11 protein-coding genes and 1 pseudogene are annotated in these 21,493 nt (G+C 77.3%); 5 read left to right on the top strand and 7 right to left on the bottom strand.

The features are described 5' to 3' along the window. Nucleotides 1–352 (top strand): annotated as a pseudogene (locus tag ACYVO2_RS33550) (ABC transporter); the annotation flags it as partial. After that, on the top strand, nt 349–1,140 hold the full coding sequence (locus tag ACYVO2_RS33545; protein ID WP_461011872.1) for an ABC transporter permease: 792 nt from the start codon (nt 349–351) through the stop codon (nt 1,138–1,140). The pseudogene ACYVO2_RS33550 and the gene ACYVO2_RS33545, both read left to right, overlap by 4 nt. Here the strand turns inward: ACYVO2_RS33545 and ACYVO2_RS33540 are convergent. Then, entirely contained in the window at nt 1,121–4,249 is a 3,129-nt protein-coding gene (locus tag ACYVO2_RS33540; RefSeq protein WP_461011871.1) for an ATP-binding protein, read from the bottom strand. The genes ACYVO2_RS33545 and ACYVO2_RS33540 overlap by 20 nt on opposite strands. Before the next feature lie 315 nt (nt 4,250–4,564). On the opposite strand from ACYVO2_RS33540, the gene ACYVO2_RS33535 reads away from it, so the two are divergent. Next, on the top strand, nt 4,565–6,106 hold the full coding sequence (locus tag ACYVO2_RS33535) for an FUSC family protein (protein WP_461011870.1): 1,542 nt from the start codon (nt 4,565–4,567) through the stop codon (nt 6,104–6,106). Nucleotides 6,107–6,296: 190 nt separating this feature from the next. After that, nucleotides 6,297–7,415, top strand: coding sequence for a lactonase family protein (locus ACYVO2_RS33530; RefSeq protein WP_461011869.1), 1,119 nt, complete (start codon nt 6,297–6,299; stop codon nt 7,413–7,415). 77 nt (nt 7,416–7,492) lie between these two features. Here the strand turns inward: ACYVO2_RS33530 and ACYVO2_RS33525 are convergent, their stop codons facing one another. The 5 genes from ACYVO2_RS33525 to ACYVO2_RS33505 form a co-directional block, all read right to left on the bottom strand. Continuing rightward, a complete protein-coding gene (locus ACYVO2_RS33525) occupies nt 7,493–8,344 on the bottom strand; it encodes a sirohydrochlorin chelatase (RefSeq protein WP_461011868.1) in 852 nt (283 codons plus the stop codon). Nucleotides 8,345–8,452: 108 nt separating this feature from the next. Next, the gene (locus tag ACYVO2_RS33520) at nt 8,453–9,427 is read right to left on the bottom strand and encodes an N-acetylglucosamine kinase (protein WP_461011867.1); all 975 of its coding nucleotides are present in this window, start codon (nt 9,425–9,427) and stop codon (nt 8,453–8,455) included. Nucleotides 9,428–9,579: 152 nt separating this feature from the next. Beyond that, complete coding sequence (locus ACYVO2_RS33515; protein ID WP_461011866.1) at nt 9,580–10,257, bottom strand: uracil-DNA glycosylase; 678 nt, start codon at nt 10,255–10,257, stop codon at nt 9,580–9,582. A 28-nt stretch (nt 10,258–10,285) separates the two neighbouring features. After that, nucleotides 10,286–11,386 (bottom strand): WD40/YVTN/BNR-like repeat-containing protein, encoded by a 1,101-nt coding sequence (locus tag ACYVO2_RS33510; protein WP_461011865.1) that lies wholly within the window; start codon nt 11,384–11,386, stop codon nt 10,286–10,288. Nucleotides 11,387–11,508: 122 nt separating this feature from the next. Beyond that, the gene (locus ACYVO2_RS33505) at nt 11,509–12,675 is read right to left on the bottom strand and encodes an SDR family oxidoreductase (RefSeq protein ID WP_461011864.1); all 1,167 of its coding nucleotides are present in this window, start codon (nt 12,673–12,675) and stop codon (nt 11,509–11,511) included. 268 nt (nt 12,676–12,943) lie between these two features. On the opposite strand from ACYVO2_RS33505, the gene ACYVO2_RS33500 reads away from it, so the two are divergent. After that, nucleotides 12,944–20,650 carry an SDR family NAD(P)-dependent oxidoreductase gene (locus ACYVO2_RS33500; RefSeq protein ID WP_461011863.1) on the top strand — a complete coding sequence of 2,569 codons (7,707 nt, stop codon included), beginning with the start codon at nt 12,944–12,946 and terminating at the stop codon, nt 20,648–20,650. 52 nt (nt 20,651–20,702) lie between these two features. Here ACYVO2_RS33500 and ACYVO2_RS33495 read toward each other — a convergent pair whose 3' ends face one another. Then, nucleotides 20,703–21,353 carry a DUF305 domain-containing protein gene (locus ACYVO2_RS33495; RefSeq protein ID WP_461011862.1) on the bottom strand — a complete coding sequence of 217 codons (651 nt, stop codon included), beginning with the start codon at nt 21,351–21,353 and terminating at the stop codon, nt 20,703–20,705. Nucleotides 21,354–21,493 lie beyond the last annotated feature (140 nt).

Genomic DNA, 21,493 nt, shown 5'->3' with positions numbered 1-21,493 from the left:
CGACGAACTCGCCGACCGCATCGCCGTCCTGCACAACGGCCGCATCGCCGCCGAAGGCACCGCCGAGCAACTCAAACGCCTCGTCCCCGGCGGCCACGTCCGACTCCGCTTCACCGACCCGACCGCGTACCGGAGGGCCGCCCTCGCGCTCGGCGACGCCACTCGGGACGACGAGGCGCTGTCGCTGCACATCCCCAGCGACGGCAGCCCGCGCGAGCTGCGCGCCGTCCTGGACCGGCTGGACTCGGCCGGCATCGAGGCGGACGAGCTGACCGTGCACACCCCCGACCTCGACGACGTGTTCTTCGCCCTCACCGGCGGCACCGACCAGGCCAAGGAGGCCGTCCGATGAGTTCCCTGCCCCTCGCCGTCCGCGACGCGAACACGATGCTGCGCCGCAACCTGCTGCACGCGCGGCGCTACCCGTCCCTCACCCTGAACCTGCTGCTCACGCCGATCATGATGCTGCTGCTCTTCGTCTACATCTTCGGCGACGTGATGAGCGCGGGCATCGGCGGCGGCGGCGCCGACCGCTCCGAGTACATCGCCTACATCGTCCCGGGCATCCTGATGATGACGATCGGCGGCACCGTCGTCGGGGCCGCGGTGTCCGTGGCCACCGACATGACCGAGGGCATCGTCGCCCGGTTCCGCACCATGGCGATCCACCGCGGCTCCGTGATCATCGGGCATGTCCTCGGCAGCGTGCTCCAGTCGATCGCCAGCGTGGTCCTCGTCGGCGCCATCGCGGTGGCCATCGGCTTCCGCTCCGAGGACGCCACCGCCCTGGAGTGGCTGGCCGCGCTCGGGCTGCTCGTGCTGTTCGCCCTGGCCCTCACCTGGATCGCCGTCGGGATGGGCCTGGCCAGCCCGAACGCCGAGGCGGCGAGCAACAGCGCGATGCCGCTGATCCTCCTCCCCCTCATCTCGACCGCCTTCGTCCCGGCCGACGCGATGCCCGGCTGGTTCCAGCCGATCGCCGAGTACCAGCCCTTCACCCCGGCCATCGAAACCCTGCGCGGCCTGCTCCTCGGCACCGAGATCGGGCACAACGGGTGGCTCGCCGTCGCCTGGTGCGCCGGCCTGACCGTGCTCGGCTACCGCTGGTCCACGGCGCTGTTCAACCGCGACCCGCGATGAGCGCGCGGGCAGCCTCCCGCAGCTCCTCCCGCCGCAGGGCGGCGTATTCCGACACCGCGTCGGCGTACGCCGCCCCGTCGGCGTCCTCGGCCGCCTCCCGGGCGCGGGCCGCCGACATCGTCGGCTGGAATCCGCGCAGCACCCGCAGCCGGTCGGCCAGCGCGACCATCCGTACCGCTTCGGCGTCGCCGGACGCGAGCCCCGTCGTGCCGAGCGCGTGCAGCACCGTCCCCAGCACGGGGAGCTCCATGGGCAGGCGGGGCGGGCCGGAGAGCAGGGTCCGCAGCCACCGCCGCAGCCGGTCGGCCGGCTCCGCGACGAGCTCCGGTCGGCCGGCGTGCGCGTGCGCCGTCACCGCGGCCGACTGGACCTCCAGCGCCCACGGGTCCATCCAGGGGTCGCCGGCGCGCGTCGAACCGGCCTCGGGCATCCGCTCCACGGCGCGGCGCCACAGGCCGAGCCCGGTCTCCGTCAGTCCGCGGGCGAGCGCGATCTCGGCGCGCGCGCCGAGATCGGGGCTGTAGAAGGCGTCCGTCTGCGCGGTGTCGCCGCCCTCCGCCTCACCCAGCCAGTACTCGGCCTCGTCCGGGTCGCCGCGCTGGAGGCAGGCGAGGACCAGGCCCCAGCGGACGCCCATGGAGTCGTGCTCGTCGCCGAGCCGCGCCAGCGCCTCAAGCGCCGCCTTCAGGTGCCCGTACGCGATCTCGCCGCGCCCCGTCTGCAAGCACACATCGCTCAGCCGGGCGTGGCCCAGGACCGTCAGGGACGGGTTGGCGACCCGCTCCAGCGCGGCCGTCATCCGGCGGGCCGAGGCGAGCGCGCGGTCCATGTCCTGCTCGTACTCCCACACATAGGTGGCGACGCACTCGGCGATGCCGGCGACCAGCGGCCGCTCGCTGCCGCACAGCTCGCGCAGCACCTCGTAGTCGGGCGGCAGCATCTCGGGGATCGCGCTCAGCACCGCCGCCACGGCGCCCGGCAGCGTGTCCCGCGGGGCCGGGGGCAGCCGCCGGAGGACGACGAGCTGGCGCACGGCGCGCGGCCCGTAGCCCATGAGCAGGCTCGCCGCGCCCACCACCGCGGCGGCGCGGGCGACCTCCACGTACTCCGGCTCGGGGTGGTAGTGCGACAGCGGCGGGCCGGTGTCCGCGGCGAGGGCGGCGAGGCGGGCGAAGTTGGACTCGGTGGACCACAGACCGGCGAGCACGGCGGTGAGGGCGGCGATGGCGGGGCCGTCCCCACGGGCCAGGGCGTGCCGCAGGGCCGCCACCAGGTTGTCCTGCTCGGCCCTGATCCGCTCCCGGGCGGTCAGCGGGTCCGCGCCGGAGAGCACGTCGTGGTGGGCGACCCCGAAGTCCCGCCCCCAGGCGAGGAACCGGCCGACGGCCTCCTCTTCCCCGCCTGCCTCCGCCCGCCGGGCCGCGCTGAACTCCCGCACGGTCTCCAGCATCCGGAACCGCACGCCGCACGGGGTGTCGGCGACGGTGAGCAGCGACTGATCGGCCAGCTCCTCCAGGAGGAGCAGCGCGTCCCCGTCCAGCACCCGCTCCGCCGCCTCGCCGGAGAAGCCGCCGGGGAAGACCGACAGCGTCCGCAGCGCGGCCCTGGCGTCCTCCGAGAGCAGGTTCCAGCTCCACTCCACGACGGCGTGCAGGGTGCGGTGGCGCTCCGGCGCGTCCCTGGCCCCGCCGCGCAGCAGCGCGAACCGGTCGCCGAGGCGGCGGGCGATCTCCGGCACCGAAAGCACCCGCGCCCGCGCCGCGGCCAGCTCCACCGCCAGCGGCAGCCCGTCCAGGTGCCGGCACAGCCCGGCCACCGCGTCCGGCGGCAGCTCCACGCCGGGCCGGGCGGCCCTGGCCCGCTGCGTGAACAGCTCGACGCAGGTGTCGAGGCCGAGCTCCGGCAGCGCGTACACCGCCTCCGAGGTCAGGCCCAGCGGAGCCCGGCTGGTGGCGAGCACCCGCAGGTCCTTCGAGGACGCGACCAGGGCCCGCACCAGGTCGGCGGCGCCCCGGACCACCTGCTCGCAGTTGTCCAGCACCAGCAGCGCGGGCCCGGGCCCGAGCACCCCGAGGACGCCGGACACCGGGTCGGCCGCCCCGCGCCCGCCCACGGCGCCGTGCCGCCCCTCGCCCGCGCCGAGCGCGGAGGCCACCTCCGCGGCCACGTCCCCGTCCGCGCCGACCCCGACGAGCGGCACGAAGTGCACCACGCGCTGCCCGGCCCGGCGGCTGACCGCGTGCGCCAGCCGGGTCTTGCCGAGGCCGCCGGGGCCGACGACGGTGACGGCGCGGGAGTCCCGCAGCAGCCCCTCCACCGCCGCGATGTCCTCGTCCCGCCCCAGCAGTGGGTTCGGCTCGTGCGGCACGCCGTGCCGGACCACGGGCGGCTCGCCGCGCAGCAGCTCCCGGTGCACGGCCCTCAGCCCGGCGCCCGGGTCGGTGCCGAGCCGGTCGCGCAGCTCACGCCGGTACGCCTCGTACCGGGTCAGCGCCGCGGACGGCCCCGTCGTCGCCGCCTCGACGCGCAGCAGCTCGGCCAGCACCTCCTCGTCGCGCGGATGCCGCGCGGCGGCCCTGGCCAGCGGCCCGGCCGCCTCCGCGTGCCGCCCCAGCCGGGCGAGCGCGAGGCCCCGCGCGCGCACCAGCGCGCCGCGGACGGGGGCGAGCTCGGCGCGCAGCGCGGCCACGGGGTCGCCGCCACCGCCGGACCCGTCCGGGGTGCCCTCCCACAGCGCGAGCCCGGCCTCGGCCGCCACCAGCGATCCCGCGTGGTCCCCGGCCCTGGCCCGGTCCGCGCCCGCGGCGGCGCGCAGCAGCAGGGCGGAGGCGTCCACCTGCTCCTCGGCGAGGGTGAGCCGGTATCCGGTCGGCGTGCTCGCGATGACGTCGGCACCCAGGCGCGCCCGCGCCCTGGACACCAGGACCTGCACCGCCTTGCCGGGCCGCTCCGGCAGCTCGTCCGGCCACAGCCCCGCCACGAGCCGCTCGGTGCTGCACCCCGCGCGCAGGTCGCCCGCGAGCAGCGCGAGGAGGCCGCGGAGCCGGGGCGCGGTGACCTCCCGTCCGCGCCAGGCGACGCGGGGCAGCAGGGTCAGGTCGGTGGTCACCCGTGCAGGTTAGCCAAGGCGCCGGCCGGTCGAAGCGGCTCGATCCGGGGGAGACGCCTGGACCGTTGGCCTGCCATTGGCCGATCCCAGGGCTGTTTCACTGTGCCAATGGCCCAGCCGGGAACTCGGCTGTTGAGCCATTGGGGCAGAAGATGGTTATCCTGTCCCATCCACGTACTTGCGGCGCCGCGCAGCGCCGGACGGCGACGAGGCCGGATCCGGACCGCGGTGCCTTCGTCGTGCCCGCCGCCCGCCCACCACCCCGGACGGCCGCGGGCGCGGCGCGCATCATCGCAAGGGGGACGGCACACCGCCGTGAAGAGGATCCTCATCGCTCCTGACCCTGGACGCCTGCGCCTGCGGACCTCGGCCCGCGCCGTCATCGGCGTCGGCGCCGCCGTGGCCGCCTCCGCGCTGTGCGGGCTCCCGCTCGCCGCGTCGATCACCGGAGGGCTCGCGGCGCTCCTCGCCCTGTTCACCGTCACCGACGCCACCGTCCGCGCCCAGCGGATCACCACCGCGCTGCTGCCCGCCGCCGGATTCCCGGTGCTGGCGCTCGCCGCCACCCTGCACGGCGTTCCGCCGGTCCGCGACGCCGCGTTCGTGGCCGTGGTGTTCTGCGGGGTCTACGCCCGCCGCTGGGGCATGCGCGGGAACGCGCTCGGGATCTTCGCGTTCATGAGCTTCTTCGTGACGCAGTTCCTGCACGCCGTCCCCGGGCAGTTGCCCGAGCTGTACGCCGCCATGGGCCTGGCCCTGCTGGTGTCCGGCGCGGTGCGCTTCCTGCTCTGGCCCATCGAGCGCCGTGCCGCGCCGGCCGCCGCCCCGCCAGGCCCCGGCGGCACGGGCCTGGCGCGGCCCACCACCCGGCAGGCCGTCCAGGCCGCCGCGGCCTCCGCGCTCGCGCTCTGCGTCGGGCAGGTGTTCTCCGAGGAGCGCTGGTACTGGGCGGTGGGCGCCGTGTGGTGGATCTTCGTCAACACGGCCTCGCGCGGCGAGACCCTGGTCCGCGGTTTCCGCCGCGTCCTGGGCACGGTGATCGGCATCGCCGTCGGCCTGCTCGTCGTCGTCCCGCTGCACGGCGCGCCCGTGCCCTCGGCCGTCCTGATCGCGGTCTGCGTCTTCGGGATCTTCTACACCGCCGCCGTCTCGTACTCCTGGATGATGGTGGCGGTGACGGTCATGGCCGGTGTGCTCTACGGGCTGCTGGGCGTTCTGGACCCCGCCCTGCTGGCCCTCCGCCTCGCGCAGACGGGCGTGGGCGCGGTGTCCGCCGCGCTGGCCGTGGCGCTGGTGCTGCCGGTCACCACGCACGCGACGAACGAGGTCTGGATCCGGCGGGCGCTGCGGTGCGTGCACGCGGCCACCGCCGCGGCCGCCGCCCGCCTCGCGGGCGATCCCGGGGCAGACCCGGCCCCGCACGCCGCCGAGCTGGAACTCGTGCTGCGCCGGGTGCGGATCGCGCTCGGCCCGCTGGTGCACCCGCTGAACCCCTTCCGCGCCAGGAAGGCGCGCGCCCGGCAGGTCATCGCCCTGCTCGACGACTGCGCGGCCGAGGTGCGCGCCCTGGTCGCCGCCACCGCCGATCCGGCCGGCCCGCCCCACGCCTCCCTGGCCGCCGCCCTCTCGCGGGTGGAGGCCGCCGTGCACTCCCTCACCGTGAGCGGGAGCGGGACGGAGGCCCCCGCCGGTGACGCCCCGCAGCGGGCCGCGGGCGCGCCGCCCCTCACGCATCTGCACAACCTGGAGCAGAGGCTGTCGGAGCTGGCGCTGCCGCTCGCGGGGTCCGCGCGGCCCTCTCCGGCCGGTCCGGAACGGGTGGAGGCCGCCGCCCGGCTCACGGGCGCCACCCGCTGACCCGCGCGGGGGCACCCGGCGCGGCCCGTGTTCCCGGCCGTCGCCTCCCCGGCCGCCGCGCACCCCGCCCCGCCCGGCGCGCCCCGCCCCGGCCGCCTGGCCGAAAACCGCCCCCGCGACCGACACGCCGGGCATACGCGGGTGCGAGGCGGGCACGGGACCACCGCCGCGCGGCTACCGTCTGGTGGCGATGGCCAGACAGGCCGGGGCCGGGCAGCCGGCCCGGGCGTACGGGACGGACGGGGACGTGGTGGACGGACAGGGTGACGGCAGGATCCGGGCCTACATAGGCTCGTTCACCTCCGCGGGCGGGGACGGGATCACCGTGGCCGCGGTGGACGAGGCGACGGGGAAACTGCACAGGACCGGGAGCGTGCGGGCGCCCGACCCGTCCTTCCTGGCGCTCTCCGGCGACGGCCGCGTGCTGTACGCCGTGTCCGAGGCGCGGGACGGCGCGGCGCTCGCCTACGACCTCACCGACCCGGACCGGCCCCGACCCCTCGGCCACCGCCCGGTGCGCGGCGCGCACCCCACCCATCTGGCGCCGGCCGCCGACGGCCGGGTGCTGCTCACCGCCAACTACGGCTCGGGCAGCGTCAGCGCCCTGCCGGTCCTGGACGGCGCCGGGCTGGGCAAGGTCGCCGACGTGCTCAGGCACCGCGGCTCGGGCCCGGTCAAGGAGCGCCAGGAGGGCCCGCACGCCCACCAGGTGGTGCCCGACCCGTCCGGGCGCTGGATCCTGGCGGTGGACCTCGGCACGGACTGCGTGTACGTGTACCGGCTCGGCCTGGACCCGGTGGCGCTGCGCCCGCACACCAACCTCAAGGTGCGCGGCGGACTCGGGCCGCGCCACCTGGCCTTCCACCCCGGCGGGCGGGTCGCCTACCTCGTCAACGAGCTGACCCCGGCCCTCACCGTGTGCCGCTGGGACACCGAGGAGGGGCGGCTGGCCCCGGTCGGCGAGGCGCCGCTGGCGCCGCCGGACGCGCCGGGCCCCGACTACCCGTCGAACGCCGTGGTGCGGCCCGACGGGCGCTTCGTCTACGCGGCCAGCCGCGGCGGCAACACCCTCGCGGTGCTCGCCGCCGACCCCACCGGGGAGGAGCTGGAGCCCGTCACCGCGGTGGACTGCGGCGGCGACTGGCCGCGCCACCTGGCCGCCGACCCCTCAGGGCGCCGCCTGTACGTCGCCAACGAGCGGTCGGGCGAGGTGGCGTGGTTCGACCTGGACCCGGAGACCGGGGTGCCGGCGCACGCCGGGACGCTGAAGGCGCCCGCCGCGTCCTGCGTGGTGTTCCGGCGGGCCTGACCGGCCGCCGCGGCCGCCCGGGGCGGCGGGCCCGAGCGGGGCGCCCGCCCGAGCCCGCCGCCCGGGCGGCACCGCGGTCAGACGGGCATCCGCTGCTCCGTGGGGGCGATGCCCAGCGCGGCGGTGTACCGGTTCAGCACGAGCCTGCCCACCGCCGGGTAGGCGCCGAGCGACTCGGCACCGGGGCAGCCCGCCGCGGCGGACGCCCCCACCAGCAGGTCGGCGGGCACCTCGGGGCCTATCACGCACGGCGCCACCGCGAGCTGGCCGGCGCCGGAGGCCCGCAACTGGGCGGCGGTGTGCGCGATGGAGCCCTCGATGTCCAGGGCGGCCGCCAGCACCGGCACCGCCAGGCGCGCGGCGAGCAGCACACCGGTGATCCCGGCGGCCTGGAGGCCCTCCTCGCCGCCCGTCGTGGCCAGCACTATGCCGTCGGCCGCCGTGGTGACGGTGAACAGGCGGGCCCGGTCGGCGCGGGCGAGCCCGGCCTCGGACAGCCGCACGTGCAGGGCCTCGGCGAGCAGCGGGTGCGGGCCGAGCACCTCGGTCAGCTCGGCGGGCACCCCGCTGGCGGCCACGGCCTCGCGCAGCCGCTCGACGGTGCCGGCGTCGGGGCTGGCGAGCAGCGGCACGACGACCGCGCCCGCGGCGGTGCCGGGCAGCACCTCGCCCAGGCTCGGGAATTCCCCGCCCTCCCCCTCCAGGTAGGCGGGGCGCGCGTCGAGGCCGGGCAGGTCGGCGCGGACCAGGCTCACGACCTCCTCGGCTATCGCGCGCGAGGCGTCGGTGGGAGCGCCGGGCACGGCCAGGACGAGCGAGGGCGCGCCGTCCGGCACGGCCAGCGGCTCCGGCCTGCGGTGCCGCCCCGGCTTGCGGGGACGCGGCATTCGTACGGGCAGGCCGTTTCCAGGGCCAGCAGCAGAACTCATGACCTCGGATCGTAGTGGCTGACGCCCGCGGGGTCGCCCGGCGGGGCGGCTGAGGTGCGCGGATGTCCAGAAAGCCGGAATTCCGGATGTGAAACGGCCGTGTGCGCCTCAGGCCGGCGCCGGCACCACCCGCAGCAGGGGCTCGCGCACCGGGAGCCGCAGGGTGCCCGCGGCGAGCGCGGCGGCCAGGCGGACGGCTCCGTGCAGCGGGTCGCCCTCCGCCGCGGCCAGGCGGACCCCGGGGCGGGCCGCGGTCAGCTCCTCGCGCAGCGGGCCGAGCAGCACCTCGCCCATCGCGAACAGGCCGCCCGTCCAGGCGACCGCGCAGCCGGGCAGCTCGGGGCAGGCCGCGGCGGCGGTGTCCGCGATGTGCCGGGCGGCCTCGCGGACCACCGCGGCGGCCACCGGGTCGCCCTCGCGGGCGCAGCGGGCCACCTCGGGCGCGAACGACGCCAGCACCGCGGGCCGGTCCGGCCGCGGGTACAGCAGCGCGGGCACGTCACCGGGCGGGCCGAACGCCGCCTCCAGCGCCGCCAGCAGCGCGGGCGACCCGCCGCGCCGCCCGTCGTGCGCCCGCAGCGCCGCCTCCATCCCGGCCCTGCCGATCCACGCCCCGCCGCCGCAGTCGCCCAGCAGGTGCCCCCAGCCGTCCACCCGCCGCCACCCCGTGCGCAGGTCCGTGCCGAGCCCGATCAGGCCGGTGCCCGCCGCGACCACGGCGCCGGGCCGGTCGCCGAGGGCGCCCGCGTAGGCGGTGACGGCGTCCGCGGCGAGCGCCACCGACCGCACCCCGAACGCCTCGGCCAGCGCCCCGGGCAGTCGCGCCCGCAGGTCCTCGCCGAGCGACGCCATCCCGGCGGCGCCCACCGCGGCGGCGTCGAGGCTCCCGCCGCCCGCGGACTCCAGCAGCTCCCGCGCCGCGGGCAGCACCGCCGCGAGCAGCGCCCCGGCATCGATCCCCGCGCCGCCGGTGCGCACCGGCCCGCCCGCCTCCCGCCGCCCGTGCACCTCGGCGGCTCCGGCGCCGTCCACCCGCGCCAGGGCCACCCGCACCCCGGACCCGCCGGAGTCCACCCCGAGCACCCAGCCCGCCCCGCCACCGGAACCGGCCGCGCCACCGGGGGCGGCGGGGGCACCAGGGCCGGCCCGGCCCGCGGTTCCGCTCCCGCCCGGCCCGCGCTCGCCGGGCCCGCCCTCGTCCCTGCCGGGCCCGGGCCGCCCCGGGCCGCGGCCGGTCACGGCAGGCGCCAGTCCACCGGGGAGGCGCCCTGCCCCAGCAGCAGCTCGTTGGCGCGGCTGAACGGCCGCGACCCGAAGAAGCCCCGGTCGGCGGACATGGGGCTGGGGTGCGCCGACTCGATCGCCGGGAGCCGGCCGAGCAGGGGCCGCAGATTGCGGGCGTCGCGCCCCCACAGGATCGCCACCAGCGGCTTCTCCCTGGCCACCAGCGCCCGGATGGCCTGCTCGGTCACCTCCTCCCAGCCCTTGCCGCGGTGCGCGGCGGGTTTGCGCGGCGCCGTGGTCAGCGCCCTGTTCAGCAGCAGCACGCCCTGGCGGGTCCACGGCGTCAGGTCGCCGTTGGACGGCGCGGGCAGGCCCAGGTCGGTGCCGTACTCGCGGAAGATGTTGATCAGGCTGCCGGGCAGCGGGCGGACCTCGGGCGCCACCGAGAAGCTCAGTCCCACGGCGTGCCCCGGGGTCGGGTACGGGTCCTGCCCGACGATCAGCACCTTCACCTCGTCGAACGGCTGCTGGAACGCCCGCAGCACGTTCGGCCCCGCGGGCAGATAGGTGCGGCCCGCCGCTATCTCCGCGCGGAGGAAGTCCCCCATCGCGGCGATCCGCTCCTCCACCGGCTCCAGGGCCTTGGCCCACCCTGCTTCGACAATCTCGTTCAACGGTCGCCTCGCCACGGGCCGTTACTCTAGTGGCTCGCCACCGCTACGGTGCGCTCAGCGCGACCGCCCGCACGCACAGCACGTCCGGCAGGTGCCGCGCCACCGGACGCCAACTGTCGCCCTCGTCGGCGCTCGCGTACACCTCCCCGTTGCGGGTGCCGAAGTAGACGCCCGCCGGGTCGGCGTCGTCCAGGCACAGCGCGTCGCGCAGCACCACCCCGTAGTGGTCGCCAGAGGGCAGCCCCTGTGCGAGCGGCTCCCAGGACTCCCCGGCGTCCCGCGTCCGGTAGACCCGGCAGCGCCGCCCCGGCGGCAGCCGCAGGAAGTCCGCCTCCAGCGGGTAGACGTACGCGGTGCCGCCCCGCCGCGGGTGCGCCGCGACGCCGAACCCGAAGTCGGCGGGCAGCCCCTCGGCGATGGAGTGCCAGGTGGCGCCCGCGTCGTCGCTGCGGTAGACCCCGCCGTGGTTCTGGAGGTACAGCCGGTCGGGGTTCTCCGCGTCCTGCGCGACCTTGTGCACGCACTGGCCGAACTCCGGGTGCGGGTCGGGCAGGAACGGCGCCTCGATGCCCTTGTTGGACGGCTCCCACGACCTGCCGCCGTCCAGCGTCCGGTACACCCCGCCGGTGGACACCGCCACCGTCACCCGGTCGGGGTCGCGCGGGTGGGTGAGGATCGTGTGCACGGCCTGCCCGCCGTAGCCCGCGTCCCACTTCTCCCGTGTCGGGTGCTCCCACAGGCTCCGCACCAGCGAGAACGTCTCCCCGCCGTCGTCCGAGCGGAACAGCGCCCCCGGCTGCGCGCCCGCGTACACCACCTCGGGCGCGGCGGGGCCCGCCGGGTGCAGTTGCCACACCCGCTCCAGCGAGGCCCCCGTCTCCTCGGGGAAGCGCACCGCGGGCCGGGCCGGCTCGTGCCAGCTCTCCCCGAGGTCGTCGCTGGTGAACACCGAGGGACCCCAGTGGGAGCTGTCCGCCCCGACCAGCAGCCGGGGCACCGCCCGGCGCGTGTCGACGCCTATCGCGTACACCGCCTGCATGGGGAAGTGGGGCCCGGACAGTCGCCACGCCCCGTCCGCCTCCCGGGCGCGGCGGCCCAGGAACAGGCCCTTGCTCGTGCCCACCGCCAACAGTACGTCCGTCATCCGCGCCCACCGCCTTTGGTGATCGGTGCCTCACGCCGTCCAGTGTGGCGCGCGCCACTGACAACGGCCGCCCGTCGGGCGTCGCCCCTGGTCGGGACGGTGGAGGCGAGACGGTCCCGCGGTCAGGCGGTCGCCGCCCGGCCCCGTTCCAGGGCGGTCCCCTCCGGCCGGGCGCAGGCGGTGATCACCCGGGCCAGATACGCGCTGGTGATCGGCTTCGGGTCGGGCAGGCCGCCGACGGCGCGCAGCAGGTTCGTCCGGTCGTAGGTGCGCCGCTGCGCGCTGAACGCCAGCAGGAACCCGGCGCGCTCCGCAGCGACGGCCTCGTACGGGGTGGGGCCGCGCAGGACCGGTTCGATGGTGACGTCCAGACCGGGGTGGACGGCCTTCAGCGCCAGGCTCGCCACCGCGAACGAGGTGTTGCGCGGGTGCGTGACGTGCACGGTCGTCACCCCGGGGCCCGCGTCGCGGTGGGCGGCGGCCACCCGTGCCATGGCCGTCGCCGCGTACTCCGCCTGGAGGAGGTTGGCCGAGCCCCTCGGGTCGCCCTCCAGCCGGAACCGCGCGGCGCTGTCGGGGAGCGCGCCCCCGCCCAGGACCTCGGCCAGGGCCTCGGCCTCGCCGCTCCCGACGCGCAGGGTCCGCGCGGCGACCCGCAGCAGCGTGGCGAACGGCTGCTCCGGCAGCCCCTCGGGGACCGCCCGGTCGGTGACGAGCAGGCTGGGGCGCAGCACCGTCACCGAGCGGCCCGACTCCCGGGCCCAGGAGCGCACCAGCCGCTCGGCGGTGTACTTGGTCTCCTCGTAGTAGGTCTCGAAGCCGTGCTCCTCGGTGAGGTCGTCCTCCATGACCCGGCCGGTCGCGCGCCGCCCGGCGACGTAGGCGGTGCTGACGTGCAGCACCCGGGCGCCGGGGGCCTCCCCGGCGAGTTCCAGCACCGCGCGGGTGCCCAGGACGTTGGCCCGGTACAGCGCCGCGGGGTCGCCCTGGAGGGCGGTGCTCGCCGCGAAGTGCCACACGGCGGTGACGCCCCGCGCCGCGCGGTCGCGGTCGCGTGCGTCCATGCCGAGGCGGGGCTCGGTGAGGTCGGCCGGGAGGTGGCGCAGGCGGCCGAGCGCGCCCGGGGGGAGCGGGGTGGGCCAGGAGACGGCGGCCACGACCCGCTCGCGCAGCTCCGCGGGGGAGCCCCGCCCGAGCACGGTGACGCTCTCCCCGGTGCCCTGGGCGAGCAGTACCCGAAGGACACGGCTGCCGAGAAAACCGGTCGCGCCGGTGAACAGTACGGACAACAGGGACTCCCGTGGATGGGACGGGTGGGTGGGGGGACGAGGGGAGCGCCGACGCGGCGGCGTCCCCTCCCATGGATTGCCATGCGCGGTGAGCGGCATTCGCGCCGCGGCGCGGGGCCTCCGCACAAGTGACGGGATGCGCCGACGTTCGATTTGTGGCCGCCGCCCCTCACTCGTTCGTAAGCGATTGACTACAGTCAGTGAGTAACCGGCGTGTGCGGAGGGTAGTCAGCCCAGGACGCGAAACCGGCAGGGAGGGGCCACGCCCATGGAAGAAACCCGGGAGACCGGCAGGGGGGGCGCGATCGCCGTCGTCGGTGCGGCCTGCCGCCTGCCCGGCGGCATCAACGACCTCGACGAGCTGTGGCGGGCGCTGGAGGAGGGCCGCGACCTGGTCGGCCGGGTGCCGCAGGACCGGTTCGAGGCCGACCGCTTCGTGGACACCGCGCGGCCCCGGGTCGGCAAGAGCTACACCGCGGCCGGCGGCTTCCTCGACGACGTCGCCGGATTCGACGCCGCCTACTTCGGCATCTCCCCGAAGGAGGCGGCGCACATGGACCCGCAGCACCGCCTGCTGCTGGAGCTGGCCGCCGAGGCGATGGACGACGCCGCCGTCGACCCGGCCGCGCTCGCCGGCTCCGACACCGGTGTGTACGTCGGCATCTCCGACGCCTCCTACGGCGGCCTCCAGATGACGTCGCTGCGCACCGTCGGCCCGTACACGATGTCCGGCGCCGCCTCCTCGATCGCCGCCAACCGCGTCTCCCACACCTTCGACCTGCGCGGGCCCAGCGTGGCCGTGGACACCGCCTGCTCCTCCGCGCTGTTCGCGCTGGACGCGGCCTGCCGGGCCCTGCGGGACAGCACGTGCCGGGTCGCCCTGTGCGGCGGCGTCAACGTCCTGCTCAGCCCCTACCACTACATCGGCTTCTGCCAGGCGTCGATGCTGTCGGTCCGCGGCAGGTGCGCGTCCTTCTCGGCCGACGCCGACGGGTTCGTGCGCGCCGAGGGCGGCGGGGTGGTGGTGCTCAAACGGCTCGCCGACGCCCTCGTCGACGGCGACCGCGTGCACGGCGTGATCCTCGGCACCGCCACCAACAACGACGGCAGGACGCTGGGCCTGGCCCTGCCCAGCGCGCAGGCCCAGGAGGACCTGCTGCGCCGCGCGTACGCGGAGACGGGCGTGCACCCCGACGAGCTGGTGTACTTCGAGGCGCACGGCACCGGCACCCCCGTGGGCGACCCGCTGGAGGCCGTGGCCATCGGCCGCGCCCTGGGCATCCGCCGCATCACCGGCGAACTGCCCATCGGCTCGGTCAAGACGAACGTGGGCCACCTGGAGCCCGCCTCCGGCATGGCGGGTCTGTGCAAGGCGCTGCTGGTGCTCAGGCACGGGATCGCGCCACCGTCCCTGCACGCCCTGCCGCCCCACCCGGACATCGACTTCGCCGGGCTCGGGCTCGCCGTCACCAGCGAGGCGCGCCGCCTGCCCGCCCGCGAGCGGCCCGTCGTGGGCGTCAACTCCTTCGGCTTCGGCGGCGCCAACGCCCACGTCGTCCTCACCGGGCCCCCGCCCGCGCCCGAACCGGCCACCGAAGCGCCCCCCGTGCCGCCCGAGGGGCTGCCGGTGCTGGTCACCGCGCGCACCGCCGACGCGCTGTCCGAGGCGGCGGCGCGCATGGCACGGCGCCTGGCGGACGCGCAGCCGGGGGAGTACCACGACATCGCCCACACCTCGTGCCTGCGCCGCGGCAGGCACGAGCACCGCGCCGTGGTGCTCGCCCGCACCGCGCGGGAGGCCGCGCGGGAGTTCACCGCGCTCGCGGGCGGGGCGGGCGCGGACGGCCCCGGCGGTGGGGGCGGCCCCGGGGGTGCGGGCGGCCCCGGGGGTGAGGGCGGCGGGGCGGGCGCGGACGGCGACGGCACCGCCGCGGACGGGCAGCTCCCGCCGTACGCGGCGGGGGACGCCGTCGGGGCGGTCGGCGAGGCGGTGGCCACCGGCCGCGTGGTGTACGTCTTCACCGGCAACGGCTCGCAGTGGGCGGGGATGGCCGCCGACCTGCTCCCGGCCGACCCCGCGTTCGCCCGGGCCGTCGCCGAGGCGGACGCCGAACTCGCCCCGCTGCTCGGCTGGTCGGTCACCGACGAGCTGGCCCTGCCGCCGCGGCGGTGGCGGCTGGCGGACACCGAGGTGGCGTCCCCGCTGCTGTTCGCCGTGCAGCTCGGTCTCGTGGCCGCGCTGCGCTCCCGCGGCGTCGAGCCGTCCCTGGTGCTCGGGCACAGCATCGGCGAGGTCGCCGCCGCCCACACCAGCGGCGCCCTGAGCCTGCCCCAGGCGGCGCGGGTCCTCGTCGAGCGGGGCCGCGCCCAGGCCGCCGGCGCGGGCGGGGGGCGCATGGCCGCGGTCGGCCTGCCGGTGGAGCAGGCCGCCGGGGAACTGGCCCCCTACGGGCGGGCCCTGGAGATCGCCGCCGTCAACGGCCCCAAGGACGTGACCGTGTCGGGCCGGGCCGCCGCGCTGGCCGCCCTCGGCGAGCGGCTGACCGCGCGCGGGGTGTTCTTCCGCGACCTGGGCCTCGACTACGCCTTCCACAACCGCTGCGTGGAGGGCAGCCGAGCCTCCTTCACCGCCGCCCTGTCCGACCTGGCCCCCGCCCGGGCCGCCGTCCCCCTGTACTCCACGGTCACCGGCGCGCGGGCGGCGGGCCCCGAGCTCGACGCCCGGTACTGGTGGCGCAACCTGCGCCACCGGGTGCGGTTCCACGCGGCGGTGGAGCAGGCCATCGCCGACGGCGGGGACGTCTTCGTCGAGATCGGCCCCCACTCCGCCCTGCGCACCTACCTGCGCCGGATCGCCGCGGGCCACGCGGGCACCGGCATCGCCGTGCTGCCCACGCTGCGCCGCGGCGGCGACGGCCCCCGGGAAGTGGCCACCGTGCCCGCGGCCCTGCTCGCCGCCGGGGCCCAGGCCGACTGGAAGCGCCACTTCCCGGTGCCCGGCCGGGTCACCACCCTGCCCGCCTACCCCTGGCGCCGCACCCGGCACTGGAGCGGCACCCCCCGGTCCTGGGTGCACTCCAGCGGTGACGGGGTGCGCCGGCACCCGCTGCTCGGCGAACGGCTGCCCTCGCCGCTGCCGGTGTGGGAGGGCGAGGTCGAGCCGGTGGCCGTGCCCTGGCTGGCCGACCACCGCGTGGCCGGCTCCGTGGTCATGCCCGCCACCGGCTTCGCGGAGATGGCCCTGGCCGCCGGGCGCCTGGCCCTCGGCGGCCCGGTCGAGGCCGACCACCTCGACATCACCGGCGCCCTGGTCGTGGCGTGGCCCGACGCCTCCGCCGTGCGCACCCAGGTCGCGCTCAACCCCGACGACGGCGCGCTGACGGTCTCCAGCACCGACGAGGGCGGCGGCGAACCCCGCACCCACGCCCGGGCGCGGGTGCGGGCGCTGCTCGCCCCCCGGCCCGCCCCCCTCGACCCCGCCGCCCTCCGGCAGCGCTGCCCCCGCGCCGTCACGGGCGAGGAGCACTACCGGGCGTGCGCCAGGGCCGGCCTGACGTACGGCCCGGAGTTCCAGGTGCTGCGCCGGCTCGCGGTGGGCGACCGCGAAGTGCTGGCCGCCTACCGGCACGACGCGCCGGGCGATCCCTACACCGCGCACCCGGCCCTGCTCGACGGCGCCCTCCAGGCCGGAGCGCCCCTGCTCGCGGAGCGGCTCGCCGAGGGGCACGCGCACCTGCCCTCGGGCATCGACGCCGTCCGGGTGTGGGCCGCCCCGTCCGCCGAGGGCCTGGTGTGGGTGCGCGAGCGGGACCGCACCGACACCGAGGTCTGCTGGGACATCACCGTCGCCGACCCGGACGGCACCGTCACCGCCCGGCTCGACGGCTGCCGGCTGCGCCGCCTGCCCTCGCCGCACCGCACCCCCGTCACCGTCCACCAGCCGGTGCTGCGCGCCGCCCCGCACGAGGCCACCCCGTGCGACCCGTCCCCGCTGCCCGCCCCCAAGGCGATCCTCGCGGCGGCGGGCGAGCGCATCGCGCGGCTGCGCGCCGCGTGGCGGGAGAGCCGCTACGACCGGCTCGCCCCCCTCCAGGCCGAGGTCACCGCGCGGGGCTGCGCGCAGGCGCTCGCCGCGCTGCTGCCCGACCCGGAGGCGCCGTTCACGGCCGACTCCCTGGTGGCGGCCGGGATGCCGGAGCGGTACCGGGGCATCGTCCCCATGCTCACCGGCCTGCTGGAGCGCCACGGCCTGCTGCGCCGGGACGAGGACGGGCGGGCGCGGCTGACGGCCGCCGACGGCCGCCCCTCCGGGTGCGACGAGGCGCTGGCGCTCGCCCCCGCGTTCGTCACCGAGACCGCTTTCGGCGCCTACCAGGGGATGCACTTCCGCGAGGTGCTCAGTGGCGCCCAGGACCCCCTGGAGCTGCTGGTCGCCGACTCCGCGGTGCAGGTGCTGGAGCAGTTCTACGACATCGCCCCGATGTGCCGGTTCCACAACCGCGTGGCCCAGGCGCTGGTGCGCGAGGCGGTGCGCCGGTGGCCGGGCGACCGGCCCCTGCGGGTCCTGGAGATCGGCGCGGGCACCGGCGGCACCACCGCCGCGCTGCTGCCGCTGCTGCCCCCCGACCGCACCCGCTACTGCTTCACGGACACCTCCGCGTTCTTCCTCCCGCGCGCCCGCAAGCGCTTCGCCGCCCACGACTTCGTCGAGTACCGCACCTTCGACCTCGACACGGACCCCGCCGAGCAGGGCTTCCCGCCGCACGGCTTCGACCTGGTGGTGGCCGCGAACTCCCTGCACACCGCCAAGGACCTCGAGGCCGCGCTGCGGCGGGTCCGCACGCTGCTCGCGCCGGGCGGCCATCTGCTGGCCGTCGAGCCCCACGACCCGGAGGCGCTGCTGCTGTTCTTCGGCGGGCTGGCCAGCTTCCACGGCCACACCGACACCGAGCTGCGGCCGCAGTCACTGCTGCTGCCCCGCGACCGGTGGCCCACCCTGCTCCGCCGGTGCGGGTACGCCGGCGTCGTCCGCACGGGCGACGACGCGCCGCCCGCCCGCGACCAGTTCTCCGTCTTCCTCGCCGCCGCCCCCCGCCGCCCCGTGCGGCAGGCGCCCGCGCTGCCCGCCCCCGGGCCGGGCACCACCTACGTCGTCGCCACCGAGTCCCCGCGGGACAGGGAGCTCGCCCACGCGGTGGCCGGCGCCCTGACCGAGGCGGGCGCGGGCTCCGTCCGGGTCGGGCCGGCCACGGACGACGCCCGCGGCTGGCGCGGCCTGCTCGCCGTGCGGAACGGCGCGCCGGAGGCGGAGCCCCCCGTCCTGGCCGTGGCGCTCCTCCTCGGCGGCGACCCGCCCGCCGACCCGGGGGAGGCCGTGGCCGTCACCACCCGCCGCCTCGCCACCCTGCGGGCCCTGGCCGCCGCCCGGGACCGCCTCCCCGACGGGGTGACCACACAGGTGTGGCTGGTCACCGGACCCGGCGGCGCGCTGCCCGACCCGGCACCCGGCACCGAATCGGCAAGCGCCGACCCGCCCGCCGCCGACCCGATCGACGCCGCCGCCTGGGGAGCGGCGCGCTGCCTGGCCAACGAGCGGCCCGACCTGCACGGCCGCAGGGTCGCGCTGCACCGCACCGCGGACCCGGCCGCCGACGGGCGGCGCCTGGCCGGGGAGCTGCTTTCACCCACCGACGAGGACGAGATCGTCCTCACGCCCGCGGGCCGCTTCGTCCCCCGGGAGGTCCCGCGGCCCGCGGCCCGGCCCGCCACCGGCCGGGAGTCCTTCGCCCTGCGGGTGCGCGAACCGGGACTGGCGTACCGGCTCGCCTGGCAGGAGGTGCCGCGCCCCGTGCCCGGGCCGGGCGAGGTGCTGGTGGAGGTGCGCGCCGCGGCGCTGAACTACCGGGACGTCATGCAGTGCGCCGGGGTGCTGCCCAGGGAGGCGTTCGAGGGCACCCTGTCCGACGCCGGCCCCGGCATGGAGTGCGCGGGCGTCGTCGTCGCCTGCGGGCCCGAGGTGGCCGGCCTCGCCCCCGGCGACCGCGTCGCGGGAATCGGCCCCGCCTCCCTGGCCTCGCACGTGGTCACCAGCGCCCTGGCGGTGCGGCCCTTCCCCGGCCACCTCACCTTCGCCGAGGCCGCCACCGCCCCCGTCGCCTTCGCCACCGTCCACTACGGCCTGGGCCACCTGGCCCGGCTGGCCGAGGGCGAGACGGTGCTGGTGCACGGCGCGGCAGGCGGCGTGGGGCTGGCCGCCCTCCAGTACGCCCGGGCGCACGGAGCCCGCGTGATCGCCACCGCGGGCAGCGACCTCAAGCGGGACTTCCTGCGGGCCCTGGGCGTCGAGCACGTCCTGGACTCCCGCACCCTCGGCTTCGCCCCCCGGGTCATGGAGATCACGCAGGGCCGGGGGGTGGACGTGGTGCTCAACTCCCTCGCCGGGGAGGCGATCACCCGCAGCCTGGAGCTGCTGCGCCCCGGCGGCCGGTTCGTGGAGCTCGGCAAGCGCGACATCCTCGAGAACCGGCCGCTGGGCATGCGCGCCCTCGGGCAGAACGTGGCATTCTTCGGCGTCGACCTGACCAAGGTCCTGGAGGACCCCGCCACCGGCGCGCGGCTGCTCGCCGAGATCGACGACCTGACGGCGCGGCGCGCCTACCGCCCGCTGCCGCACAGCGTCTTCCCCGCCGCCCGTGTGGAGGAGGCGTTCCGGCTGCTCCAGCACTCCCGGCACATCGGCAAGGTCGTCGTCGCCTTCGACCCGCTGGACGAGCCGCCGCTGGTCGAGCCCGCCCACCGGGCGCCCCGGCTGGACCCGGAGGGCACCTACCTCGTCACCGGCGGCACCGGCGGCTTCGGCGCCGCCACCGCCGAGTGGCTCGCGCGCCTCGGTGCCCGCCGCCTCGCCCTGGTCAGCCGCCGCGGCCCCGCCGCCCCCGAGGCGGCGGCCGTGGCCGCCCGGCTGGCCGGGCAGGGCGCCTCCGCCGTGGTATACGCGGCCGACGCCGGCGACCCGCACGCCATGCGCCGCGTCGTCGAGGAGATCGACGCGAGCGGTCACCCCCTGCGCGGCGTGGCGCACTGCGCCATGCACCTCGACGACGCGCCGCTCGCCGAGCTGACCCCCGAGCGGATCGCCGCCGTGCTGGCGCCGAAGCTGGGCGGGGCCGCCGTCCTGGACCGGCTGACCCGGGACAGGGAGTGCGACCTGTTCCTGCTGCACTCCTCGACCACCACCGTGATCGGCGCCCCCACCCAGGCCCCCTACGTCGCCGCGAACCTGTACCTGGAGGCGCTGGCCCGACGGCGCCACCGGTCCTCGGGCGCCGGCCTGGCCGTCGCCTGGGGCGCCATCAGCGACGTCGGCTACGTCGCCCGCAACGACCTCACCGGCTCCCTGGCCGCGCTCGGCCTGGAGGCCGTCGCGCCGCACGAGGCGTTCGCCGCGGCCGAGCGGCTGCTGGGCACCGGCACCGCCGTGGCGGCCGTCGCCCGGGTGGACTGGTCGCGCGCGGGCTCGCTGCTGCCGCTGACGTCCAGCCCTCGCCTGAGCGCCGTGGTCCCGGACCACGGCGCGGACGGCGGCATGTCCGCGGAGGACCTGCGCCGCGCCCTCGCCGGGATGTCGGGGGAGGAGGCGCTGGCCTTCATCGCCGACAGCCTGACCACGTCCCTCGCCGAGGTGCTGCACATGGACCCCGGGCAGTTGGACCACCACCGCAGGCTGGACGAGTACGGCGTGGACTCCCTGATGGCCGCGGAGCTGCTGGTGTCGGTGCACAAGCGGTACCGGGTCGACATCCCGCCGATGGAGCTGCTGCGCAGCCGCGGCACCATCGCGGACATCGCCCGCACCATCCATGTGCGCCTGGGCCTGTCCGGCCTGCCGGACACCACCGCGGTGCCCGGCCCGAGGGCGGCACGGGAGGACGAGCCCGCCCCCCTGCCGGCCGCGGACCCGGCCCAGCCCCAGTAGGGCCTGACGCCGCGCGGGCGGCCGCCGGTCCGGCGGCCGCCCGCGCGCGGGCTCACATGTCCCGCATCCGGTTGATCTCCGACGCCTGGGAGGAGATCACGTCGTTGGCCATCTCCTCCACCAGGATGTCGTTGCCCTGCGCCAGCACGTCCGTGGCCATCGTCAGCGCGCCCTCGTGGTGCGCGATCATCAGCCGCAGGAACCGCTCGTCGAAGTCCTCGCCGCGCGCCCGGCCCAGGTCCGCCATCTGCTCCGGGGTGGCCATCCCCGGCATCGTGGCGTGGTCGTGGCCGGCCTCGGGCTCGACCGGCTGCCCGTTCGTCCGCAGCCAGCCCTTCATCGCCTCGATCTCCGGCCCCTGCGCGTCGTGGATGCGGTCCGCGATGCCGCGCACGTCCTTGTCCCCGGCGTGCCTGTCGGCGAGCCGGGTCATCTCCAGCGCCTGCTCGTGATGTTTGATCATGTTCTGGACATAGGCCACGTCCGCGGCGTTCGGCGTGTTCTTCGGCCTGGCCTTGGCCGCCTCCTCCGCCGACAGGGTCGTGGCCGCCTCGCCGGGCCTGCCCGGGGCCACCACGGGCGGGCCCGACGCCTTGGCGTCCGCTCCGCCGTCGTTCCCGGACGAGCCGGAGGTGCACGAGGCGAGCGACAGCACGGCGGCCGCCGCCAACCCCGCCAGGACCAGGGCTGAGTGACGTGGCATCGGGTGGTACCTCCGGTGGTCTGGGTGCCGGGGCCGCGCTCCGGCGGGCCGGACGGCGCGGGCGCGTCGGGCCGGGTGACCGTACCAGCACGGCAAGGACTGTTAAGGAAAACACTTGATCATTACAAGTGCGTTGCCGT

It is taken from the genome of Streptomyces capparidis (assembly GCF_054782095.1).
This window is presented reverse-complemented; position numbering and strand designations above follow the sequence as displayed.